The organism is Bittarella massiliensis (ex Durand et al. 2017) (assembly GCF_017566145.1).
Classification (GTDB): Bacteria; Bacillota; Clostridia; order Oscillospirales; family Ruminococcaceae; genus Bittarella; species Bittarella massiliensis_A.
Genome location: NZ_JABFCL010000010.1, coordinates 1 through 22,526 on the forward strand (window position 1 = coordinate 1; position 22,526 = coordinate 22,526).

General features: G+C 65.4%; 20 protein-coding genes. 13 read left to right on the forward strand and 7 right to left on the reverse strand.

Annotated elements, in window-relative coordinates; all coding sequences use genetic code 11:
- Positions 1–263 precede the first annotated feature (263 nt).
- Complete coding sequence (locus tag HJY11_RS09995; RefSeq protein WP_208075816.1) at positions 264–821, forward strand: DUF4364 family protein; 558 nt, start codon at positions 264–266, stop codon at positions 819–821.
- 70 nt (positions 822–891) lie between these two features.
- Here HJY11_RS09995 and HJY11_RS10000 read toward each other — a convergent pair whose 3' ends face one another.
- Complete coding sequence (locus HJY11_RS10000) at positions 892–1,332, reverse strand: metal-dependent transcriptional regulator (protein ID WP_208075817.1); 441 nt, start codon at positions 1,330–1,332, stop codon at positions 892–894.
- A 143-nt stretch (positions 1,333–1,475) separates the two neighbouring features.
- Between HJY11_RS10000 and HJY11_RS10005 the strand changes: the two genes are divergently transcribed.
- Positions 1,476–1,754 carry a FeoA family protein gene (locus HJY11_RS10005; RefSeq protein WP_208075818.1) on the forward strand — a complete coding sequence of 93 codons (279 nt, stop codon included), beginning with the start codon at positions 1,476–1,478 and terminating at the stop codon, positions 1,752–1,754.
- Positions 1,755–1,862: 108 nt separating this feature from the next.
- Positions 1,863–4,013, forward strand: a complete 2,151-nt coding sequence (gene feoB, locus HJY11_RS10010; protein ID WP_208075819.1) for a ferrous iron transport protein B — start codon at positions 1,863–1,865, stop codon at positions 4,011–4,013.
- A gap of 68 nt (positions 4,014–4,081) precedes the next feature.
- On the opposite strand, the gene HJY11_RS15505 is transcribed toward feoB, so the two are convergent.
- From HJY11_RS15505 to HJY11_RS10035, 5 genes are all read right to left on the reverse strand, one after another.
- Positions 4,082–4,717, reverse strand: a complete 636-nt coding sequence (locus HJY11_RS15505) for a hypothetical protein (RefSeq protein WP_208075820.1) — start codon at positions 4,715–4,717, stop codon at positions 4,082–4,084.
- Complete coding sequence (locus HJY11_RS10020; protein ID WP_208075821.1) at positions 4,662–5,948, reverse strand: hypothetical protein; 1,287 nt, start codon at positions 5,946–5,948, stop codon at positions 4,662–4,664. The genes HJY11_RS15505 and HJY11_RS10020 overlap by 56 nt, the downstream gene beginning before the upstream one ends.
- Positions 5,945–6,835, reverse strand: a complete 891-nt coding sequence (locus HJY11_RS10025) for an ABC transporter ATP-binding protein (protein ID WP_243764420.1) — start codon at positions 6,833–6,835, stop codon at positions 5,945–5,947. Before HJY11_RS10025 ends, HJY11_RS10020 begins: the two co-directional genes overlap by 4 nt.
- Positions 6,836–6,913: 78 nt before the next feature.
- Positions 6,914–8,119 (reverse strand): HAMP domain-containing sensor histidine kinase, encoded by a 1,206-nt coding sequence (locus tag HJY11_RS10030; RefSeq protein ID WP_208075823.1) that lies wholly within the window; start codon positions 8,117–8,119, stop codon positions 6,914–6,916.
- A complete protein-coding gene (locus HJY11_RS10035; RefSeq protein ID WP_208075824.1) occupies positions 8,107–8,787 on the reverse strand; it encodes a response regulator transcription factor in 681 nt (226 codons plus the stop codon). Before HJY11_RS10035 ends, HJY11_RS10030 begins: the two co-directional genes overlap by 13 nt.
- 324 nt (positions 8,788–9,111) lie before the next feature.
- Here HJY11_RS10035 and HJY11_RS10040 point away from each other — a divergent pair, with 324 nt between their 5' ends.
- The 5 genes from HJY11_RS10040 (at position 9,112) to HJY11_RS10060 (ending at position 16,465) form a co-directional block, all read left to right on the forward strand.
- Positions 9,112–11,076, forward strand: a complete 1,965-nt coding sequence (locus tag HJY11_RS10040; protein ID WP_208075825.1) for an alpha-amylase family glycosyl hydrolase — start codon at positions 9,112–9,114, stop codon at positions 11,074–11,076.
- 54 nt (positions 11,077–11,130) lie between these two features.
- Entirely contained in the window at positions 11,131–11,388 is a 258-nt protein-coding gene (locus HJY11_RS10045; protein WP_208075826.1) for a hypothetical protein, read from the forward strand.
- Positions 11,389–11,751: 363 nt separating this feature from the next.
- Complete coding sequence (locus HJY11_RS10050; protein ID WP_208075827.1) at positions 11,752–12,723, forward strand: AAA family ATPase; 972 nt, start codon at positions 11,752–11,754, stop codon at positions 12,721–12,723.
- Between the two features lie 12 nt (positions 12,724–12,735).
- The gene (locus HJY11_RS10055; protein WP_208075828.1) at positions 12,736–13,905 is read left to right on the forward strand and encodes a DUF58 domain-containing protein; all 1,170 of its coding nucleotides are present in this window, start codon (positions 12,736–12,738) and stop codon (positions 13,903–13,905) included.
- A 13-nt stretch (positions 13,906–13,918) separates the two neighbouring features.
- Positions 13,919–16,465, forward strand: a complete 2,547-nt coding sequence (locus HJY11_RS10060) for a transglutaminase-like domain-containing protein (protein WP_208075829.1) — start codon at positions 13,919–13,921, stop codon at positions 16,463–16,465.
- A gap of 92 nt (positions 16,466–16,557) precedes the next feature.
- Here the strand turns inward: HJY11_RS10060 and HJY11_RS10065 are convergent, their stop codons facing one another.
- Positions 16,558–17,307, reverse strand: a complete 750-nt coding sequence (locus HJY11_RS10065; protein ID WP_208075830.1) for an N-acetyltransferase — start codon at positions 17,305–17,307, stop codon at positions 16,558–16,560.
- 482 nt (positions 17,308–17,789) lie between these two features.
- Here HJY11_RS10065 and rlmD point away from each other — a divergent pair, with 482 nt between their 5' ends.
- From rlmD to HJY11_RS10090, 5 genes are all read left to right on the forward strand, one after another.
- Positions 17,790–19,148, forward strand: coding sequence for a 23S rRNA (uracil(1939)-C(5))-methyltransferase RlmD (rlmD, locus tag HJY11_RS10070; protein ID WP_208075831.1), 1,359 nt, complete (start codon positions 17,790–17,792; stop codon positions 19,146–19,148).
- Between the two features lie 79 nt (positions 19,149–19,227).
- The gene (locus HJY11_RS15675; protein WP_208075832.1) at positions 19,228–20,358 is read left to right on the forward strand and encodes a GGDEF domain-containing protein; all 1,131 of its coding nucleotides are present in this window, start codon (positions 19,228–19,230) and stop codon (positions 20,356–20,358) included.
- A 78-nt stretch (positions 20,359–20,436) separates the two neighbouring features.
- Positions 20,437–20,808 carry a YkvA family protein gene (locus HJY11_RS10080; RefSeq protein ID WP_208075833.1) on the forward strand — a complete coding sequence of 124 codons (372 nt, stop codon included), beginning with the start codon at positions 20,437–20,439 and terminating at the stop codon, positions 20,806–20,808.
- A 50-nt stretch (positions 20,809–20,858) separates the two neighbouring features.
- Positions 20,859–21,329, forward strand: a complete 471-nt coding sequence (locus tag HJY11_RS10085; protein ID WP_208075834.1) for an LURP-one-related/scramblase family protein — start codon at positions 20,859–20,861, stop codon at positions 21,327–21,329.
- 314 nt (positions 21,330–21,643) lie between these two features.
- On the forward strand, positions 21,644–22,498 hold the full coding sequence (locus HJY11_RS10090; protein ID WP_208075835.1) for an aminoglycoside 6-adenylyltransferase: 855 nt from the start codon (positions 21,644–21,646) through the stop codon (positions 22,496–22,498).
- The last annotated feature ends 28 nt before the right edge of the window (positions 22,499–22,526 follow it).

Sequence of the window (22,526 nt, forward strand, 5' to 3'; positions counted from 1 at the left end):
CGCGCTTGCGGTATTGCAGCCGCAGAGCGGCTATTATACCTGAGGATGGCCCGGCAGATGCGCAAACCCTGTTTGCTCCCTGCCCCATGGCCAAATCCCGCGCCGCGCTCCGCGCTTGCGGTATTGCAGCCGCAGAGCGGCTATTATACCTGAGGATGGCCCGGCCGCCGCGCGGCTCTCGCCCCCCTCTGCCCCGCGTCCAGGCGGCAACGCCCCAACGCCACCAATCCCTTCTTTTCAAAACGGCATTCCGGAGGTTCTCCATGAACAAAAACAACGCATTCATCCACGGCATCATCCCCGGCGGGCTCACCACCACCAACGAAATTCGGGTGCTGGTCTGCTGGCTGGCCTCCCGCCAGCCGGAGGGGGTGCCCCAAAATCTCCTCATCGACAGCCTGACCCTCGAAGGGCTGGCCAACTACTTTGAGATCACCGCCGCCATCTCCGCCCTGCTGGAAAACGGCCAGGTGATCCTCGAGGGCGACTGCGTCAAGCTGGGCGGGGAGGGCCGCCGCGCCGCCGCCCTGCTGGGGGACGAGATCCCTCCCGCCGTGCGGGAAAAAGCCGCCGCCGCCCTCGACCGGATGGTGGGCCTGGCCAAGAACAGAAGCGAGACCGACGTGCAGATCATCAAGGTCAGCGACGGCTACGTGGTCCGCTGCAGCGTGCTGGACATCGGCACCGACCTCTTCTCCGTCTCCCTCTTCGCCCCCACCCGGGAGCAGGCCGAGGGGATTCGGGACCACTTCCTGCAGGACCCGGGGCGGCTCTACCAGTACAACCTCTTCCTCCTCACCGGGGAGGACTACACCGAATAGACAGAATGTCCCCTTTCAACAAGGCCCGGCGGTTTTGACCGCCGGGCCTTGTTGCGCGCAGAAGGGGCCTTCACTCGGTGTAGCCCCACTCCCCCTCCATCCGCTCCACGAGGGACTTGAGGTTTGCCACCGTCTCCCGGGAGAGAAAGTGCTCCACCCGCTCCACCTGTTCCAGCTGGTGGGGGGAGCGGTTGAGAAGGCAGAAAAAGCGCGCCAGCAGCCGGTGGCGCTGCAGGAGATAGCGCCCCTCCTCCTCCCCCTTGGGGGTGAGGGTGACCACCCCGTAGCGCTCAAAGGCCACCAAGCCGGCCCCCCGCAGCCGCCCCACCATCTTGGAGGCGGAGGAGGGCTTGACGTTCAGCCGCTCGGCCAGGGCCCCCACCCGCGCAAACCCCTCCGCCGCGCAGAGCCGGGCGATCATTTCCAGGTAATCCTCCATAGAAGCGGAGAGCGCAGGGGGATTTTTGAGCGCATAGCCGCTGAGGGTGTAAAAATCGACGTCGCTATCCATCGGCGCACCTCCCGGTCCCTGTCACCTTTTTTCCCGCCGGCCAATAAGATAGGGGCAGGAAAGAGAGTTTCCTCAAACCAACTTATACCTATTCGGCCGGCGGCCACAATTATGCCGCCCGCCTTGTCAAAGGAGAGAGCACCATGAACTCCACACAAGACATAGCCCGTCTGGGCGCCCTGAAAGAGGGGCAGACCGCCCGCGTCAAAGACATCCTGCAAGAGGGCACCATGCGCCGGCGCTTACAGGACATCGGCATCATCGAGGGCACCCGCATCAAGTGCCTGCAAAAGAGCTTCTGGGGCGACCCGGTGGCCTACCTCATCCGGGGTGCGGTGATCGCCCTGCGGGAGGAGGACAGCGACCAGATTCTGGTGGAGACCGTCGGCCTCCACCGCAGTGCGGAGGGGCTCAAGAGCTAGCCCCCTTCCCGGCCCCATCGGGGCGCCGGGGTACATAGGCGCGGCGGCCAGAAGCCCGTTTTGCCCGCCGCCTTTTCCTGCAAACTGCAAAAGAGGAGCTGATATTTCATGGGATTAACCGCGCACTCCACCGGCATGGGGGCCCTGGACCAGGGGCTGCAGATCGCCCGCCGCGCCCCCGGCGACCGGGTGATCGCCCTGGCCGGCAACCCCAACGTGGGCAAGAGCACCGTCTTCAACGAGCTGACCGGCCTCAACCAGCACACCGGCAACTGGCCGGGCAAGACGGTGGCCACCGCCCAGGGCACCCATACATATAGGGGAAGCGACTACATCCTGGTCGACCTGCCCGGCACCTACTCCCTGCTGGCCCACTCGGCCGAGGAGGAGGTGGCCCGCGACTTCATCTGCTTTGGCGGGGCCGACGGGGTGGCCGTGGTCTGCGACGCCACCTGCCTGGAGCGAAACCTCAACCTGGTCTTGCAGACCATCGAGATCACCCCCAACGTGGTGGTCTGCGTCAACTTGATGGACGAGGCCAGAAAAAAGCAGATCGACATCGACCTGGAGCAGCTCTCGCGCAACCTGGGGGTCCCGGTGGTGGGGGCCGCCGCCCGCAGCGGCGAGGGGCTGCGGGAGCTGATGGAGGCCCTCTCCTCGGTCACCCACGAGGGGCGCCCCACCCCGCCCGACCCCATCCGCTACACCGCCCCCATCGAGGCGGCCATCGCCTCCCTGCAGCCCCTGCTGGAAGAAAAGCTGGCGGGCAGGCTCTCCCCCCGCTGGGTGGCCCTCAAACTGCTGGACCAGGACGACAGCCTCACCGCCTCCCTGCGCACCCACCTGGGCTTTGACCCCCTGGCCGACCCCGCCGTCGCCGCGGCGCTGGAAGGGGCCCGCGCCCGGCTGGCCGCCGAGGGGATCACCCCCGAAGGGCTGCGGGACCGGGTGGCCGCCGCCATCGTCCTCGCCGCCGAGGGCGCCTGCGCCGACAGCGTCACCCTGCGCCGGGCCGAGAGCCGGGACCGGGACCGCAAGATCGACGCGGTCCTCACCAACAAGTGGACCGGCATCCCCATCATGCTGGCCCTGTTGGCGGCGGTGTTCTGGATCACCATCACCGGGGCCAACTACCCCTCCCAGTGGCTCTCGAACGCCCTCTTCTGGGTGCAGGACCGGTTGACCGATCTCTTTGTCTACCTGCACGCCCCCGACTGGCTGCACGGGGCGCTGGTGCTGGGGGTCTACCGGGTGCTGGCCTGGGTGGTCTCGGTGATGCTGCCGCCCATGGCCATCTTCTTCCCCCTCTTCACCCTGCTGGAGGATTTCGGCTATCTCCCCCGGGTGGCCTTCAACCTGGACCACCAATTTAAAAAGGCCTGCGCCTGCGGCAAACAGGCCCTCACCATGTGCATGGGCTTTGGCTGCAACGCCGCCGGGATCGTGGGCTGCCGCATCATCGACTCCCCGCGGGAGCGGCTCATCGCCATCATCACCAACAACTTTGTCCCCTGCAACGGCCGCTTCCCCACCCTGATCTCCATCATCACCATGTTCTTCGTGGGGGCCGCCGGGGGGGCCCTCTCCACCGGGCTGTCGGCGGCGATCCTGCTGGGGGTCATTGTCCTGGGGGTGGTCATGACCTTCTGGATCTCCCGCCTCCTCTCCCACACCATCCTCAAGGGGGTGCCCTCCTCCTTCACCCTGGAACTGCCCCCCTACCGCCGCCCCCAGATCGGCAAGGTGCTGGTGCGCTCGGTCTTTGACCGCACCCTCTTTGTCCTGGGCCGGGCCGTGGCGGTGGCCGCACCGGCGGGCCTCCTCATCTGGCTGATGGCCAACATCCAGGTGGGGGACGCCAGCGTCCTCCTCCACTGCGCCCACTTCCTGGACCCCTTCGCCCACCTGTTGGGGATGGACGGGGTCATCCTCATGGCCTTCATCCTCGGCTTCCCGGCCAACGAGATCGTGGTTCCCATCATCATCATGGCCTACATGGCCACCGGCAGCCTCACCGACATGACAAACCTCTTTGCCCTCAAAGAGCTGTTGGTGCAAAATGGGTGGACCTGGCTCACCGCCGTCTGCACCATGCTCTTTTGCCTGATGCACTGGCCCTGCTCCACCACCTGTCTCACCATCGGCAAGGAGACCAAAAGCCTCAAGTGGACGGCCATCTCCTTTGCCGTCCCCACCCTGGTGGGGATGCTGGTCTGTTTCACCGTGGCCACCGCCGCCCGGCTGCTGGGGCTGGCCTGACCACCCCGCCAAAAAGGGGGGGGAGCGCCCCGGGCGCCGAATCGGCCCGGGGCGCTCCCCCCTTTTTGTTATCTCCCCGCCTTCCAGCGGCTGCGCACCAGCAGGGCGAGGGCGATCGCCCCCCCACCGGCGGCCGCCAAAACCGGGGCGCCGCTGGGCTCACCCCTGCTCATGGCCAGCAGCGAGGGCAGCCCCAACAGCCCCTTTTTGGACACCAGGCTGACCGAGTAGTAGAGCAGCGGCGCCATGTACCCCACCACCTGGTTTTTTGCCAGGGCGAGGGACAACATCCCCAATCCCCCCAGAAAGAGGGCGCCGGCAAAGGCGTCAAACCAGTGCAGGGCGCTCACCTGGCAGCCGTTTTGCCCCATCCAGCCCACCAGCCCCGCCAGCAGCGCCGCCGCGGCCGCCGCGCCCAACAGGGCGCGCACCAGGCAGACCCCGACGGCGGGGGTGCGGCGGGCGTCTGCCGTCTCCCGCACGCCGCTGTCCAATTCCGGTGCGCAGACCGGCGCCAACAGCACCACCCCGATCAAAACCGCCCCCATCTCCAGGGGCTGGGCGGCCGCCGCCGGGTCCAGTTCCGCCATCCCAAAGATCACCGGCAGCAGCGCCAGCAGCGCCAATGACAGCAGCAGGGCCGGCAGGCTATACCGCCGCCCGTTGACGGCGGCAATGGCTGCGTATCGCTTTCCCCATTCCACCAAATCTCCCCCTTCTCTTTTGTTCCAGCACCCAACTCGTCAGCAGCATCAGCAGCAACCCCGCCAGGGCGTACACCAGGCGGTTGGCCGCGATCTGCGCCAGCCCCGCCCGGTACTCGGCATAGCCCCCCAACCGGTTGTGGCGGATGAGCAGGGACCAGCCGTAGTCCCCCACCAGCTCGCCCGCCCCGGCAAAGAGGGAGAGGTACCACCACACCCCCTGCACGAAGATGGCGATCGGGGTGCCGGTGCACTCGGTGAGAAAGGCCCCCACCCCGGCAGAGATCAGCACCCCCGGCAAAAGCCAGCCCAGAGAGTAGCTGAAAAAGGCGGTGAGGCTGCCGGAGAGATCGCTGTTTTTTGCCAGCACCACCGCCGTCATCCACCCGGCCAGCACCAGCACCGCCCCCATCACCGTGGCGATCACGGCCCCAAAGCGGGCCGCCGTCAGGGAGAGGGAGGACACCCGGCGCGACCAGATGGCCTCGCGCGCGCCGGCGCGCCGGTCCTTGAGCCAGAGGGCCGCCGCCACAAAGGCGGGGAGCACCGCCAGGGGGATGCCCATGTAGTCGCAAAACAGCCGGGCATAGGCCCCCGTCACCCGGTCCTCCTCCACCATCTGGCGGTACTGCTCCAGTGCCTCCTCATAGCGCAGGGGCTCCCTGCCAAAACCGCCCAGGTTTTCGGCCGCATAGGAGGAACCGCCCTCCAACAGCCCGTCGGCCTCTTCCATCAGCCGCACAAAGTCCTCCCGGGCAAGGCCCGGCGCCAGGGTGAGGGAGGGGGCCGTCTGCTCCCCCTGCGGGACCTGCACGGCAAAGGAGCCGTCGGGTTGCCTCACCCCGTCGCCGACGGCAAAACCGGGGGCCTGGGCGGCCGCCGCCAACTCCCCCTCGCTCCTGCCGGTCAGCTGGGAGAGGATCTCCCCCATCTGCCGGCGCTCCTCCTCCTTGAGGCGGACGGTTTTGACCAGTCCAAAGGGGTAGGTGGTGTACCGGTTCTCCCTGTACTCCCCCGCCAGGGACTGCAGGGCCGCGGGGATGGCCTTCTCCCAGTCCACCCGGTCGGATGCGCCGTAACTCGCCAGGCCGGGCTGGGGCTCCTCCAGCGGCTTCAGCCCGGCCATGAACTGGGTGGAGAGAAAGGCCAGCAGCGCCGCCACCAGCAACCAGAAGGGAAGGCCGGTGACCACCCGCCTGCACTCCTTTGTAAAGAGGGACCACCCGCTCATCTTCCCCCACCCCCTCTCTTCTCCCGGGCGAGGAGGGAGAGATAGCCGTCCTCCAATCCGGGCATGCAGGGGGCAGCCGTGGGCAGGGGCGGCCGGTCCGCGAGCACCCGGGCGACAAAGCCCCTGCCCTCCTGCAGTGCGGCAGTCACCGAAAACTGCTCCTTGAGCGCCTCCAGCTGGGCGCGGCTCACCGAGACCTGGTAGACCTGGCCCTGGGCCTGTTCTGCCAACCCCTCGACCGGGCCGCTGTACAGCAGCCGCCCCCGCTCCAACACGGCAAGGTTTTCGCAGACGGCCTCGATATCCCCCACGATGTGGGTGGAGAGGAGGACCACCCGGTCGCTGGCCACCTCCCCCAGCAGGTTGCGAAAGCGGATGCGCTCCTCCGGGTCCAGCCCGGCGGTGGGCTCATCCACGATCAGCACCCGGGGGTCGTGCAGCAGCGCCTGGGCGATGCCCAGGCGGCGGCGCATCCCCCCCGAGAGGGCGCGCACCCGGGCCCCCGCCTGCTCCTCCAGGTTGACCCGCCGCAGCAGGGCGGGGATCCTCTCTTTCCGCACCCGCCGGGGAAGGCCCGAGAGGACCCCCAAGTAGTCCAGCGCCTCCTCCACCCGCATCGAGGGGTAGACATTGAAGTCCTGGGGCAGATACCCGGTCATCTGCCGGATCTGGGCGCGCATCTGCAGGGGCACCCCGCAGACGACCGCCTTCCCCCCCGAGGGGGTCAGCAGCCCCGCCAGGGTGCGCATCAGGGTGGTCTTTCCCGCCCCGTTGCGGCCCAACAGGCCAAACAGCCCCGGGCGAACCGTCAGGTTCAGGTGGGACAGGGCCTCCTTCTTTCCGTAGGCGACCGACAGGTCCCGTATTTCCACTGTGTTTTTTTCCAACAAAATACACCCTCCTTCCAATTTCATCGAAGGAGAGTGTACCAGCCGTTTCTCAACTTTTTCTCAATTGCCAAACTTTTATTTTTCCTTTTCCCCCGCCCTTGCCCCGCCTTCCTCTGGGGGCTTTAACCGCAGCCGGGCGGTGACCCGGGCCCCGCCGGCGGGGCGGTTGTCCCAGGAGAGGGAGCCGCCGTGGTTTCGGCAGAGGGCGCGGCAGATGCTCAGCCCCAGGCCGAAGTGGCCCTCCCTCTCCTCCCTGTAAAAGGGGTCGGCCGCCCGCTGCAGGGCCTCGGGCGAGAAGCCGGGGCCGTCGTCCTCCACCTGCAAGAGGAGCCACTCCCCCTCCCGCGCCACCGCGGCTAAAACCTGGCGCGAGGCGTGGGAGACGGCGTTTTGCAGCAGGTTTTCAAAGACCCTCGCCGCCAGGGCCCCGTCCAGCATGGCCCCGCCCTGGGCCGCCAGCGAAAACCGCCAGCGCCGCCCCCGCTGCTGGCAGAGCAGGCTGCCGGTGTCCCCCTGTTCCCGGCCCCACTCCTCCAAATCCAGCAGCCGGGGGCGGGCCGGGGTGTCCTCCAGCCGCTGCAGGTCGTTCATCCCCGCCGTGTACTGCTCCAGGCGGGCAATCTGCCGGGACATGGACTGGCTCACCTCCAACAGCTTTTCGCGGGGAAGGCGGTCGGTGGGCAGATAGGCGGCGAGCATGTCGGCATAGCCCCGCAGGACCGTCAACGGGGTCCTCAGGTCGTGGGAGAAGGCCCCGTTGAGCTGCTTGCGGTCCTCCAGCGCCCGCCAGTTCTCCCGCTCGGCCCGCTCCAGCGCCGCCCGCATGGTCTCAAAGGAGACGGCCAGTTCCCCCAGTTCGTCCATCTTGACCGGCGTCAGCACAAAGTCCAAATTCCCCTCGGCGATCTGGGCCGAGGCGTCCTTGAGCTGGGCGATGGGCCGGGCCAGCCGCCGCCGGTAAAAGAGGGCCGCCGCCCCCGTCACCGAGAGGGCGAAGGCGACCCCGATCCCGGCGTTTTGCAGCCCGGTCAGAGACGAGACCGCCCGCCGGTCCTCTGGGGACATCTCCTTTCCGCCCGCTCCAAAGAGGAGGGTCACCCCCTCCGACACCATCTGGCCGGACGGCTTTTGGTACCTGCGGTAGATGGCGTCCTTGGCCGCTTCGGTGGACCAGCCGATCCCCAGGGAGAGAAGCCCTGCCACCAACAGCGCCCCCACCGTGTAGAGGACAAACGCCCGGCGGATGGAGGTCTTCTGCAGCGCCCGCCTCAGCCGACCCATTTGTACCCCACCCCCCAGACCGTCTCCAACCCCTTTTCCAGCCCGGGGGAGGCGGCGGCCAACTTGGCCCGCAACCGGCGCACGTGCTCGGTCACCACCGCGCTGTCCCCCTCCCCCTCGTAGCCCCAGATGCGCTCGTAGATGCGCTCCCTGTCAAAGGTCTGGCCGCTGTTGAGGGTGAGCAGCTCCAAAATGTCAAATTCCTTTTTGGCCAGGGGGATCGCCTCCCCCGCCACCCAGGCCGCGCGCTGGGAGTAGTCGATTGTCAGCTCCCCCGCAAAGCGGACCTGGGCGCTGTGCTGGCGGCGGCTCTCCCGCCGCAGGTGGGCGGCCACCCGGGCGCTGAGTTCCTGCATGGCAAAGGGCTTGCTCACGTAGTCGTCTCCCCCCGCCGAAAAGCCGGCCAGCTTGTCCCCCTCCTCGACGCGGGCGGTGAGAAAGAGGATGGGGCAGGCCAAAAAATCCCGCACCCTGCGGCAGAAGTCCAGCCCGTCCATCCCCGGCATCGAGACGTCCAGCAGCACCAGGTCGGGCCGGCGCCCCAGCAGGGACAGGGCCTCCTCCCCACTGGCCGCCGTCAAGACCCGGTATCCCTCCAGCGAAAAGGCGTCGCGCAACATGGCGCGGATATCGGCCTCGTCATCCACGATCAGCAGCGTCTCTCCCATCTCGCAACACTCCTTTTTTCAAACAGTCTACCCGGCAATTCTCAACTTTTTATCAATTTCGCGGGCAGACCCGGTTATCTTTGTAAAGGGGAGGAGGGCCTGTCCTCCTCCCCCACGAGTATAGCACATCTCCCCCCTCCCGCCAAAAGGGACATTTGTATCAATTGACAGACAATGGGTTCAAATATCGTGAAATATGTGCAAACTATACTGATTTCGTTGACCTTTGTCCCCATTTGCTATACAGTAGAGAAAAAGGGGGGAATTTTCTCCCCGCGGTGAGAGGGAGGGCATCCTCCCCTCTCGTGACAAGGAGTGACCGCTGTGAAAAACAGATTGAAATTGCTCGAGATCGACCCCCTCCTCACCCCGTTTGAAGGGGACATCCGCCTGCGGGACGAGCGGTACCGCGGCGTCAAAAAACAGCTGCTGGGCGGGAGGGGCACCCTCTCCGACTTCGCCAACGGCAGCCTCTACTACGGCTTTCACCCCAGCGAAGACGGCTGGGTCTACCGGGAGTGGGCCCCCCACGCCGAGGCGGTGCACCTCTTCGGCGACTTCAACGGCTGGGATCGGGAGTCCCACCCCTGCCGCAAATTGGAAAACGGCAACTGGGAACTGCGGGTCAAAGGCCCCATCCCCCACCAGTCGGAGGTCAAGGTGCAGATCACGGCCGACGGCACCTTCTTTGACCGCATCCCCCTCTACGCCCGCCGGGCGGTACAGGATCCCCTCACCTTTGGCTTCAACGGCCAGATCTGGTGGCCCGACAAGCCCTTTGTCTGGACCGACGGCGACTTTGTGCGCCACCGGGACACCCCGCCCCTGATCTACGAGTGCCACGTGGGGATGGCCGGGGAGGAGCCCAAGGTCTCCTCCTTCCGGGAGTTCACCGAGACCGTCCTCCCCCGGGTCAGGCGGCTGGGCTACAACACGGTGCAGCTGATGGCGGTGATGGAACACCCCTACTACGCCTCCTTCGGCTACCAGATCTCCAACTTCTTCGCCGTCTCCTCCCGGCTGGGCACGCCGGAAGACCTAAAGGAGCTGATCAACACCGCCCACGGGATGGGGATCGCCGTCTTTTTGGACCTGGTGCACTCCCACGCGGCCAAAAACACCGCCGAGGGGATCGCCGCCTTCGACGGCACCGAGTACCAGTTTTTCCACGCCGGGCCCCAGGGGGACCACCCCGCCTGGAACACCAAGCTCTTTGACTACGGCAAGCCCCAGGTGCTCCACTTCCTCCTCTCCAACTTAAAGTACTGGCTCACCGAGTACCACTTCGACGGTTTCCGCTTCGACGGGGTCACCTCCATGCTCTACCACGACCACGGCCTGGGGGAGAGTTTTGACTCCTACCAAAAGTATTTCAGCATGAACACCGATGTGGAGGCGGTCACCTACCTGCAGCTGGCAAACGACCTCATCCGCGAGGTCTCGCCCAATGCCGTCACCATCGCCGAGGACATGAGCGGGATGCCGGGGATGTGCGTCCCCATCGCCGACGGCGGCATCGGCTTTGACTACCGCCTCTCCATGGGGGTGCCCGACTTCTGGATCAAGACCCTCAAGTCCCAGAGGGACGAGGACTGGGACCTGGGCAAGATGTGGTTTGAACTCACCACCCGCCGCCCGCAGGAGAAAAACATCGGCTACTGCGAGAGCCACGACCAGGCCATGGTGGGGGACAAGACCCTCATCTTCTGGCTGGCGGACGCGGAGATGTACTGGCACATGGACCTCAACTCCCACAGCGACGTCATCGAGCGGGCCGTCGCCCTGCACAAGATGATCCGGCTGGTGACCTTCTCCCTGGCGGGAGAGGGCTACCTCAACTTTATGGGCAACGAATTCGGCCACCCCGAGTGGATCGACATGCCCCGGGAGGGCAACGGCAACAGCTACCAGTACGCCCGCCGCCAGTGGAGCCTGGCCGACAGCCCCTTCCTGCGCTACCAGCACCTGCAGGCCTTTGACATGGCCATGATCGACCTGCAAAACAGCGGCAACCTGCTGGGGGCCCCCTCCAACCTGCAAAAGCTCAGCCACAACCGCAAACTGCTGGTCTACCGCCGGGGCGACTACCTCTTTGCCCTCAACTTCCACCCCGTAAACGACTGCAAGACCAAACTCCCCCCGCCGGAAAAGGGCCGGGTCTGGCTTCCGGTACTCCACACCGCCGAAACGCGCTTTGGCGGCTGGATGGAGAGCGGCGACATCCCCCCCGCCGGGCCGGACCCCCTCTTCCTCCCCCGCCGCAGCGGGGTGGTCTACAAACTGTCGTAACCGCGAACCGGCCGGCCCGACAGCCTGCCGGCCGCGAGAAAGGAGCGCGATTTTTTGAAAAAATCAATCAAGCAGCCCGCCGGGCTGGTCAAATCCTCCAAGTCCATCGCCCGCTCGCTGGCCTTTGTGGGCTCGGTCGTCTCGGTGGGGGCGGTGGTGGTCTCCGCGGTGGGCGGTCTCTTTGCCTACAAACTCTACCGCACCCTCTCCGCCGCGCAAAAAGCCCTCCCCAAGATGGAGCGGGCGGCAGAACTCTACATCGCCCAAACCGCCCGGGAGGGGGAGGACGCCCCTTCCCGGCGCGACCCGTAACCTTCAAACGCCCCGCCGGGCCGCTCTCGGCGGGGCGTTTTTCTCCTCCCTCCAAAAATCCTCCCCGGCAGGGCCTTTTCCTCCGCTCTCTCCAAAACAGGCTGCATGAACTTTGCAACTTTATTTTGTGCACCTTTTATAGCCACCTCTCTTCCCTCCCCCTCTTTTACCCCCCTTCAGCCCGCCTGGAGAGCGGGTTTGTCCCCCTTTTTCCACTGCGGAAGAAGGGGGGCAAATTTCGGCGGCCGCTTTGTGAAAATAAAATAAAAGAATTGCCACATCTCCCCCCGCCGTGTAAAATATCGATAGATTGTGTGTTTTTCAAAGGCCACCCAAGAGATTAGAATGCGGAGGAATGGGAAGATGAATCGCGATTATGTCTACAAGTCCCAGGACATTGTCAACGAGGTGAAAAAGGCCGTGATCGGCAAAGACGACGTGGTCACCAAGGTCATGCTTGCAGTGCTGGCCCGTGGCCACGTTTTGTTGGAGGACATCCCCGGCGTGGGCAAAACCACCCTGGCGGTGGCCTTCTCCAAGGCCATGAACCTGGACTACAACCGGGTGCAGTTCACCCCCGACGTCATGCCCTCGGACGTGACCGGCTTCTCCATCTACGACAAGGAAAAGCAGGAATTTGTCTACAAGCCCGGCGCGGCCATGTGCAACCTCTTTCTGGCCGACGAGATCAACCGCACCTCCTCCAAGACCCAGTCGGCCCTGCTGGAGGTGATGGAGGAGGGCAGCATCACCGTGGACGGGGTCACCCGCCAGACCCCCCGCCCCTTTGTGGTCATCGCCACCGAAAACCCCATCGGCTCGGTGGGCACCCAGCTGCTGCCCGAGTCCCAGCTGGACCGCTTTGCCGTCTGCCTCACCATGGGCTACCCCGACGCGGAGAGCGAACTGAACATCCTGCGCGACCGCAAGGGCCACAACCCCCTCGAGGACATCGAACCCATCGCCAGCGGCGAGGAGATCATGGCCATGCAAAATGAGGTGGACGAGGTGCACGTCCACGACGACATCTACCGCTACATCACCGAGATCGCCGCCGCCACCCGCAGCCACCCCGACTTGCGGCTGGGCCTCAGCCCCCGCGGCACTTTGGCGGTGGCCAAGATGGCCCGGGCCAACGCCTACTACCTGGGGCGCGAGTACGTGGTGCCCGACGACGTGCGCGCCGTGCTCAAGGCCACGGCTGGTCACCGGGTGCTGCTGACCTCCAAGGCGGGGGTGGCCGGGCTGACCGGCGGCGACATTCTGGAGAAGATTCTCGGGGAGATCGAGCCCCCCTCCATCCAGCAGCCGACCCGCCCCCGGCGGGACCGCTAGGGGCCGGGCGCCATGTGGGTTCGCAAATGCGTCTACGGCCTGCTGGTGGTGGGGATGGCCCTCTTCTCGATCTTTTACAAGGACTACCTCTCCTATCTGACCTTCGCCATCACCCTGCTGCTGCCGCTGCTCCTCTACCTCCTGCTGCGCCTGGCGGTGCGCTACACCAAGATCTCCCTCTCCTGCGAACACCATTCGGTGGTGGCGGGGGATTTGCAGACGCTGCACATCAAGGCGCGGGTGCGCTCCTTTCTGCCGGTGTCCGAGTGCCGGGTGACCCTGGCCTGCCGGCACCAGTACTACGGGGGCGAGGACCTGCAGACGGTGGTCTTTCCCCTCTTCCCCCTCAACGGACAGGACTTCACCTTCCCCATCCGGGCCCTCTACGGCGGCAACGCCGTCATCGAGGTGCGCTCCATCGTCTATTTTGACGCCTTTAAACTCTGGAAGCGCCGGGCCAAAGAGCTGCCCGACCCGGTGCCCTTCACCGTGATGCCGGTGATCTACGAGATCGAGTCCAACATGGCCCAGCGCCACGCCCTGGGCGAGAGCGACACCTTCGACCAAAACCGGTTCGGCGACGACTACTCCGAGACCTTCGGCATCCGCGACTACCAGCCCGGCGACAAGCTGCAGCGCATCCACTGGAAGCTGACGGCCTCCCAGGGCCGGTTCATGGTGCGCCAGGGCAGCTATCCCCTGCAAAACGCCCCCCTGCTGCTGCTCGAACTCTGGGCCGACCCCAGCCGCCCCCGCTACAAAAAGGAGTTGAGCGCCGCCCTGGACGCCTGCGCCTCCCTCTCCTTCTACCTGCTGGAACAGGTGGGGGAACACCAGCTCTGCTGGTGCGATGAGAGCGGGCTGCACCGCTCCCCCGTCCGCTCGGAGGAGGAGGTGCTCGACGCCCTGCAACAGGTCTTTGGTGCCAAGCCCTACGCCGACCGGCCGCACATGCTGCAGGACTACTACCTGGACCAGCTGGCGGGGACCGAGCCCTACGCCTTCTACGTCACCCCGAACCTGACGGAGGAGGTGGCCAAGGACGACCGGCTGCGCAGCTTTGGCGACAGCTTCACCATCTTCTACACCAACCCCGACGGGGGCGAGCAGGCCCGGGGGCCGGGACTGGTCCCCATCGACCCCGACCAGGTGGGCGCAAGCCTGCAAAATCTCATGCTGTAAGGAGGGCCCTGTCTTGTCAAAAAAATCCGCTTCCCGCGCGCCCTCCCGGCGCAAGGACGTCGAGCCCGGCCACAACAGCGGCCTCTTCTTTCAGGAGGGCGCCTCCCTCGCCTTTCGCTGGGAGGTGCCGGGCTTCAGCTATTTCGTCACCATTGTGCTGGCCTTTCTCTGCCTGCTGGGCTTTGCCAGCACCTTCTCGACCATCTACAAAATCGACCAATCCCACTCCAACTTGATGTTGGGGGTGGCGGTCTTCCCCCTGCTCTTCGGGCTCATCTACTTCAACAAGTACACCACCCGCATCGGCCTGCCCATCGCCTTCGCCGGCTTTGCCGGGGTCTGCGTCTGGATGGGGGACCGCCTGCTCCCCAGCGCCTACATGGCCTACAACGCCCTGGCGGCGCGGATCAACACCCGCATCCCCACCGAGCTGCCCTACGTCTCCTACTCCTTTGCCGAGGGCGACAGCTCCGATCTCTGTTTCATGCTGGTCTTCTTCCTCCTCTCCGCCGGCATCTGCTGGTTCATCCTCCGCCGGCCCAGCCTGCCCATGGTGCTGCTCTTGAGCTTCCCCGTCATCGAGGTGGGGATGTTCGTGGGCCTGGTGCCCGCCTACTTCTCCTTTTTGCTGCTGGTGGCGGCCTACGCCGGCATCGGCGCCATGCAGGTGGTGCGCCAGCGCCGGGGGGAGGGGGTGTTTATCCACCCCAAAAGGAAAAAGGACGTCCTCTTCTACAACGGCGTGCACCGCAAGTGGCTCTCGATGATCGTCTCGGCCATCCTGATCGCCGCCGTCTGCCTGAGCATGGGCGGGGCCACCGCCCTGCTGGCCCCGGCCCTCTACGACTCGACAGCGGTGCAGAACTTCCGCGACGACATGGCCGAGGCCCTGGAGGACTTCCCCCTCAGCGGCAACTTCGGGGGCGCTTCCGGCGGGCTCAACGGCGGCAAGCTCTACGAGGTGGACGGCCTGCACTTCACCGGCCAAACGGCCCTGCGGGTCACCGGCCCCTACTTTGGCGACACCTTCTACCTGCGGGGCTTTGTGGGGGGCGAGTACATCCACACCGCCTGGCTCCCCGCCGACATGGCCAGGGAGACCCAGCTCGCCCAGGAGATGTACGACGCCTTTGAAAGCAGCGGCAGCCACCCCCAAAACCTGCAGGGGGAGACCGTCTCCCTGGCCCGCAAGGCCTTCAGCAACCAGGTGAAGCGCAGCGTCCTCTCCCACGTGAAGGTCGAAAACCGAAACGCCAACTCCGCCTACACCTACACCCCCTACAACGGCCTTTTCAGCGGCGACGATGTCACCTTCTCGGGGGAGGCAAACGTCTCGGTCAAGAGCAAAAAGCGCAAGTACGAGTTTGACTACTTTGCCCTGCCCAGCATGCTGGAGGTGGGGAGCCTGCGCCAGGCCGCCGCCTCGGCCAGCGACGCCCCCGCCGATTACACCGAGCGCCTCGCCGCCTACGAGGCCTATGTCCACCAGACCTATACCGAGCTGCCCGACAAGGGGCTCTCCAGCATCCGCGCCGCCTGCACCCCCGAAAAATACCGGGAGCTGGGCGGCCTCGAGGGGTACTCCAAATACGTCCGCACCCTGCTGCAATCCAACAAAATTTACGACATGAACCCGGGCAAGGTGCCCGAGGGCGAGGACTTCATCACCTACTTCTACGACAAGATGGACGGCGGCTTCTGCGTCCACTACGCCTCGGCGGCGGTGGCCATGTTCCGGGCCGCCGGCGTCCCCGCCCGGTATGTGGAGGGCTACCTGGTCAAGGGCGACACCTTCTCCAGCGGCAAGGACGCGGGGGACCAGCTGGTCTACGACATCAGCGGCGAGGCCATCTCCAACCCCGCCCGCCAGGTGGATGTGCTGGATTACAGCGCCCACGCCTGGGCCGAGGTCTATGTGGACGGCTACGGCTGGATCCCCATGGAGATGACCACCACCTTCCGCGACCCCTACGACGGGTACAGCTATCCCCTCCTCTCGGGCGACCGCTCCCCGCTGGAGGGCGAGGACAGCGCCAAGGGGGAGGAGGATGTGGGCGGGGCGGACGGCCCCCAGACCGTGCAGGAGAAGTTTTTGGGCTTCCGCTTTGGGGACACCTGGATCGGCCAGCTGCCCCTCCCCCTGATGATCCTCCTCTTTGTGGGGGCGCTGCTCACCCTCTTCCTCGCCGCCCTTCTCCTGCGCGCCGGCATCGTCCGCGCCGGCCGGGCCAGCCGCTACCGCCGGGCCGGCCACACCCAGAGGGTCCTGCTCGACTACGGCCGGCTGGAGCGGGTGCTGCGCTACCTGGGCGAGGGCAACCGGCAGCATCTGCCGCTGGACGAGTACGCCGCCTCCCTGCAAATCCGCCACCTGACGGTGCATGAGGGCGACTTCGCCAAGGCCCTGGAGCTGGCGCAGAAGGCCCGCTTCTCCAAAGGCGGTTGCACCGCCGGGGAGAGCCGGTGGATGGAGGCGTTCGTGGCCCACTTTGCCAAGCGGGTGTTCAAGGACCTGTCGCTGCCCAAACAGTTCTCCTTCCGCTTTATCCACCTCAACTAGTCCCCCGTCTGGCTGCAACAGAGGGAGGGGGCGCGGCTCGTTTGAGCCGTGCCCCCTCCCTCTCTCTTTGGACCAGTATCCGGCAGCACCGGTCACCGGCTGCACATCCGCTGCAGCTGGGCCGTGTCCAGCAGGTTCACCGTCTGAAACTCCCCCTTGTAAAAAACCGCCCAGTTGTTGAAGGCGCAGGGCAGCTCCTTGGCCTTTTGCAGGCTGTCCACCTGGACGAGGGAGACCGGAATGCCGTTTTCGCGGCAGTAGCCCTCCACCCGCTCCACGCTCCGCGCAACGTAGGGGCACTGCATGTCGTAGTAGACAGTCAGCTCCTCGCTCTCGATTCGCTCCCTCTTGGCGCTTGGCGCAAAGGCGGGGGCCGTCCCGTCAAAGGAGAGGGCAAGCAGCTCGTACCCGCTGGCGGTGGCGTCCACCACCTCAAAGTCAAATCCCTTGGCAAAGGCCTGGTCGGAGAGCCAGGACTTCTGTTTCCTCGCCCCCAGCATGCAGACGCCGGAGCGCCCCCTCTTCCGGGCGTCGGACAGACAGTACTCCATCAGGGCGCGCCCATATCCCTTGCCCCGGTGAGGGCCGATGACCCACAGGCAGTACAGGTAGTCGTAGTTTTCGCCCACCACCGGCACCCAGGCCGTCTCCAGGGGGGCGTACTCGATGAAGACCGTGCCCTTTGCGTCCAGCTTGCGAAAGACGTGCCCCTCCTTCAGCCGCTGTGCGAGCCACTGCCGCTTCGCCTCCACCCCCGGGTGGACCACCCTGCTGCGTATGATGCAGCACAGGTGCTCATCGGCCAGGTTCTCCTCCGTCAGGTTGATAAAGGTCCCTTCCATCTGCGCCCCTCTCCCTTCTCCTCGCCGCCCCGCCCTTTTCCGGGCGACTCGGCTTCTTTTCACCAGAATAACACATCTTCCCCCCTCCTCAACCTGAATCTCCCCCTTTTTCGACAGGTCGCGCAGACAGGCCGGTGCCCTGCGCGCGATTTTATGGTATAATAGCCGCAGAGCGGCCATTATACCTGAAAACGGCCAGGCAGATGCGCAAACGACCTTTGCCCCTGCCCCATGGCCGATGCCATCACGCGTTTCACAGCTGTGATATATGGGCGCAACCTTTCAAGGACCGAAAACAACTTTGCCGGCTTCTCCGCACCGGCGCCGGTGGGAGGGCTCTCCCATCGCCCGATCGCGGGGGCGGCCCCCTCCCTACAGGAGGGGGGGAGCGCCGTCAAAAGCCGTCTTTCACCGCCCCCCTCCAGCCTTTTGGGGGCGCGCATCACCGGGCTCCGGCCCGCCACAACGGGGTATTGACTGAAATGCTGAAGAAAAACGATGAATTGGAACTGCTCATCACCGGCACCACCCACGACGGCAGTGGGGTGGGCCGGCATGAGGGCTTTGCCCTCTTTGTGCCCGGCGCCATCGAGGGGGAACGGGTGCGGGTGCGGGTGCTCAAACTGCTGAAAAACTACGGCTTTGCCCGTCTGCTGGCGGTGCTGGAGCCCAGTCCCGACCGGATCGACAGCGACTGCCCCCTCTGGCCCCGCTGCGGGGGGTGCGTCTACCGGCAGATGGCCTACCGCAAGGAGCTGGCCGTCAAGACGGCGGCGGTGGAGAGCTGCCTGAAAAAGGGCGCGGGGATGGAATGCACCCTCCCCCCCTGCCTGCCCAGCCCCCGGCGGGAGGGGTATCGCAACAAGTGCCAGCTGCCCGTCGGCCTCGACCGGGAGGGGCGGGTGGTCTGCGGCTACTACGGCAAAAACAGCCACCGCATCGTCCCCCTGCAGAGCTGTTCCCTCCACCCCCCTGTCTTCGACCAAATCGCCGCCAGCTTCTGCCGCTTTTTGGAGAGCCACAAAATTTCGGTTTACAGCGAGGAGAGCCAGCGCGGGCTGGTGCGCCACCTCTGCCTGCGCCTGGCCCAAAAGACCGGGCAGATCATGATGACGGTGGTCATCAATGGGGAGCGGCTGCCCCACAGCGGCCAACTGGTGGACGCCCTCACCCGCCAGTTCCCCGCCATCCGCAGTATCTACCTCAACCACAACCGCCGGGCCACCAACGTGATCATGGGGCAGGAGTGCACCCTCCTCTGGGGGGAGGAGCGGATCGTAGACGAGCTCTGCGGCATCCGCCTGGCCCTCTCCCCCCTCTCCTTCTACCAGGTCAACCGGGACGCGGCGGAAACCCTCTACACCCTCGCCGCCAAGATGGCCCAGCTGAACCGGGAGGACGTCCTCCTCGACCTCTACTGCGGGGTGGGCTCCATCGGCCTGACCATGGCCGGCCAGGTCAAGAAGGTCTACGGGGTGGAGGTCGTTCCCGCCGCGGTGGAGGACGCCCGGAAAAACGCCGCCCTCAACGGCATCGAAAACGCCCACTTCCTCTGCGGCGACTGCAGGGATGCGGTGGACTACTTTGCCCAAAACGGCATCTCCCCCACCGCAGTGGTCCTGGACCCGCCCCGCAAGGGCTGCGACGTCCACGTCATCGACGAGGTGGCCCGCCTCGCCCCCGACCGGGTGGTGATGATCTCCTGCAACCCGGCCACCATGGCCCGGGATGTGGCCCTCTTTGCCGAGCGGGGCTACGCCGCCCAGCAGATCCAGCCGGTGGACCTCTTCCCCCGCACCGCCCACGTGGAGACAGTCGTTTTGATGACGCGAAAAGACTGACGCGATCACCGCGCCCAAAATCACCGTATGTCCAGCGAACCTGTGAGAAGGCGCAAGGCCGATAGGCGGAGGAGAAACCGTGGTATTCGAGTTTGTAGAGAACAGCTTTGTCGCTGTGGCAATCACCTCGTTCTTGATCCTGTTCGCCTTTACCAACAACAACTTTGACAAAAGGACAAACAACCTCTTTCTTGCAGCTGCCTTTTGCATCTTGATCCTGATTGTTGAGGAGGCGTGGGAAGCGCAGTTGGCCTTGGCCGCCTCCCCTGCCGCTCTGCGCACCGCCCTCTCGGCGCTCGGGTACTCCCTGCGCCCAATGATCCCCTACTTTCTCATCATCACTCAAAAAAAGTACTCGTCGGCCCGGCTCGCTCTACTCAGCGCCCCTCTCCTGTGCAACGCGCTGGTGTCCTTTTCCGCCCTGTTTTGCAACCTGGCCTTCTGGTACACCCCCGACAATGTATTTGTGCGCGGGCCGTTGGGGGGCGCCCCCTTTTTGGCGGCGGCTTTCTACGCAGCCCTCCTCCTTGTCCAAACGGCCCGAGAGTTTCGGAAGGGGAGTTTTAAAGAAGCGCTGATCGTCTCTGCCATCGTGTTGCTGGCCCTCCTCTCCACCGCGATGGAATCACTGCTTGGCTTCCGCTTTATCCAAAACCCCTGTATGGCCACGTCCGTCACCTTCTTCTACCTCTTTCTCAACAGCAACCAAAACAATCGGGACCCCCTGACCGGGGCGCTGACGCGGCGCCGCTTCTACCTGGACGCGGACAAGTACCGCGGGGCGCTGGCGGCGGTGATCTCGCTGGACCTCAACGACCTAAAAAGCCTCAACGACCACTACGGCCACACCGAGGGCGACAAGGCGCTGGTCACCCTCGCCAGGACCATCAAAAAGCACATGGGCTCCCGCGCCTCCCTCTACCGCGTCGGCGGGGACGAGTTCATGATCCTCTGCTACAAGTTAGACGAGCGGGCGGTCCGGTCCCTCATCGGCAGAATACGCGGCGATTTGGAACAGACAGATTATCGCTGTGCGATCGGGTACGCCATGTACTCCTACCCCTTTGCCTTTGATCGCGCCTGCCAAACGGCCGACCGGGACATGTATGAGGACAAGCGGCGGATGAAGGGCGAAATGCCAAGCCGGCAGTCCCCCGCCCCGGCGGTGGGGGAGGGCGGCCCGCCCGCCGGCAGACCGGGACAAAACTGAAGAGAGCGGCGTCCATTGGCCCAAGCCCCCGCCGCCCCGCCAAGTCCAAAGCCAAACGTTTGGGAGGAGAAGACACCGATGTCATCCATCAAGGAGCGGGCACAGCGGCTGAAAGCCGATATTCCAGCCGTCTTTATCGCCCTCAAAGACCGGGACACCCCCTTCCTCGCCAAGTTTTTCGCCGCCCTCACAGTGGGTTATGCCCTGTCGCCCATCGACCTCATCCCAGACTTTGTCCCGGTGCTCGGGTACCTGGACGACCTCCTCCTGCTGCCGGCCCTGGTGGCCCTGACCGTCCGCTGCATCCCGTCCGAGGTCTGGGCCAGAAGCAGGGAGCGCGCAGCCGGGGTCTGGCGGGACGGGAAGCCAAAAAAATGGTATTACGCCCTTCCCATCCTCCTGCTCTGGCTCCTCATCGCCTGGCTAGTCGTCAAGGCGATCTGGTTCTAAGGGCTCCCCTTTCCAACATCCACCCCCAAGACGACAGAGAGGAACGGTTTATGAAACTTCTGATTCGGCAGCGCTTTTTCTCCTGGTTTGACAGCTACGACATCTGCGACGAGTGGGGCGCCCCCCTCTTCACCGTAAAGGGACAGCTCTCCTGGGGCCACCGGCTGGAAATCGCCGACGCCCAGGGCCGGTATCTGGGCCAGGTCAAGGAGGAGGTCCTCACCTTCCTCCCCCGCTTTGCCCTCTACCTGGGGGAGCGCTGCATCGGCCAGATCAAGCGGGAGCTCACCCTCTTCCGCCCCTCCTACACCCTCGACTGCAGCGGTTGGCGGGTAGAGGGGGACTGGCTGGGCTGGAACTACCAGGTGCTGGACGCCGCCGGCCGGGAGATCGCCCGGGTCTACAAGGAGCCGCTGCGCTGGACCGATACCTACGTCATCGAGGTGGCCGAGCAGGAGAACGCGCTGCTGTCCCTGATGATCGTGTTGGCCATCGACGCGGCCAACTGCTCCAACGGGTAATGCCGCCCGGCGCCCACACAGAACATCTCGGCAAAGGGAAAATTTTTTCACGTCTGCCAAAAAAGCCGTAGCCTTGCTGTGCGCTGTCCCCCTCCTCCTCGGGGCCGGCCTGCCGCCAAATGCAGGAGAGAGCCGCCGCCCCGTGGCTTGCAGCCCTCTCCGCCCTCGCCCGGCCCACAAAAGGCCCCTCCCCGGCAGCGCCTTTCACAAAATGCCCCCAAAACAGCCGATCTTTTTGGATCAGCTGTTTTTTTGTGCCCCGTTTTCCTGTATAATGGGTTTATCTATCTGATCCAAACGAAGGGGGCCCCGCCATGCGCACCGAACAGGAGATGTACCAGCTCATCCTCGACACCGCCCAGAACGACCCCCGCGTCCGCCTGGTGGCGCTCAACGGCTCCCGCGCCAACCCGCAGGCGCCCCGCGACGCCTTTCAGGACTTCGACGCGGTCTACTTCGTCACCGACATGGCCCCCTTCCTGGCCGACCCCAGTTGGATCGACGTCTTCGGCGAACGGCTGATCCTGCAAACCCCGGAGGACGGCGTCCTCTTTCCCCCCTCCCTGGGGGGCGCCTACACCTACTTGATGCTCTTTGCCGACGGCAACCGCATCGATCTGATGCTGCGCACCCTGGACATGTTGGAGGGCTATCTCCGCGAGGACACCCAGACCGTCATCCTGCTGGACAAGGACGGGCGCTGTCCCCCCCTTCCCCCGCCGTCGGACCGCTGCCACTGGGTAAAGCGCCCCAGCAGGGAGGTGTTTTGGGCCTGCTGCAACCAGTTCTGGTGGCTCTCTCCCTACGTGCTCAAGGGCATCTGCCGGGGGGAGATCCTCTACGCCGCCGAACACCTGCACGCCCTGCGCGGCGAACTGGTGCGGATGTTTGGCTGGCAGGTGGGCTGTCAGACCGGCTTTTCGGTGAGTGTCGGCAAGTGCGGCAAATACTTAGAACAATACCTGCCCCCCGCGACCTGGCAGGCCCTGCTGAAGACCTACCGCTGCGACAGCTACCCCGCCTGCCGCCAATCCCTCTCGGACCTGGGCCGCCTCTTCTCCCAGGCTGCGCGGGCGGTGGCCGCCGCCCTCGGCTACCCCTACCGGGAAGAGGAGGAGCGGCGGGTGGCCGAGTACCTGCGCCGCTACCCCGACGGCCCCGCCGGATAAGCCGCCCCTGCCCAGCTGCCATCCGGGC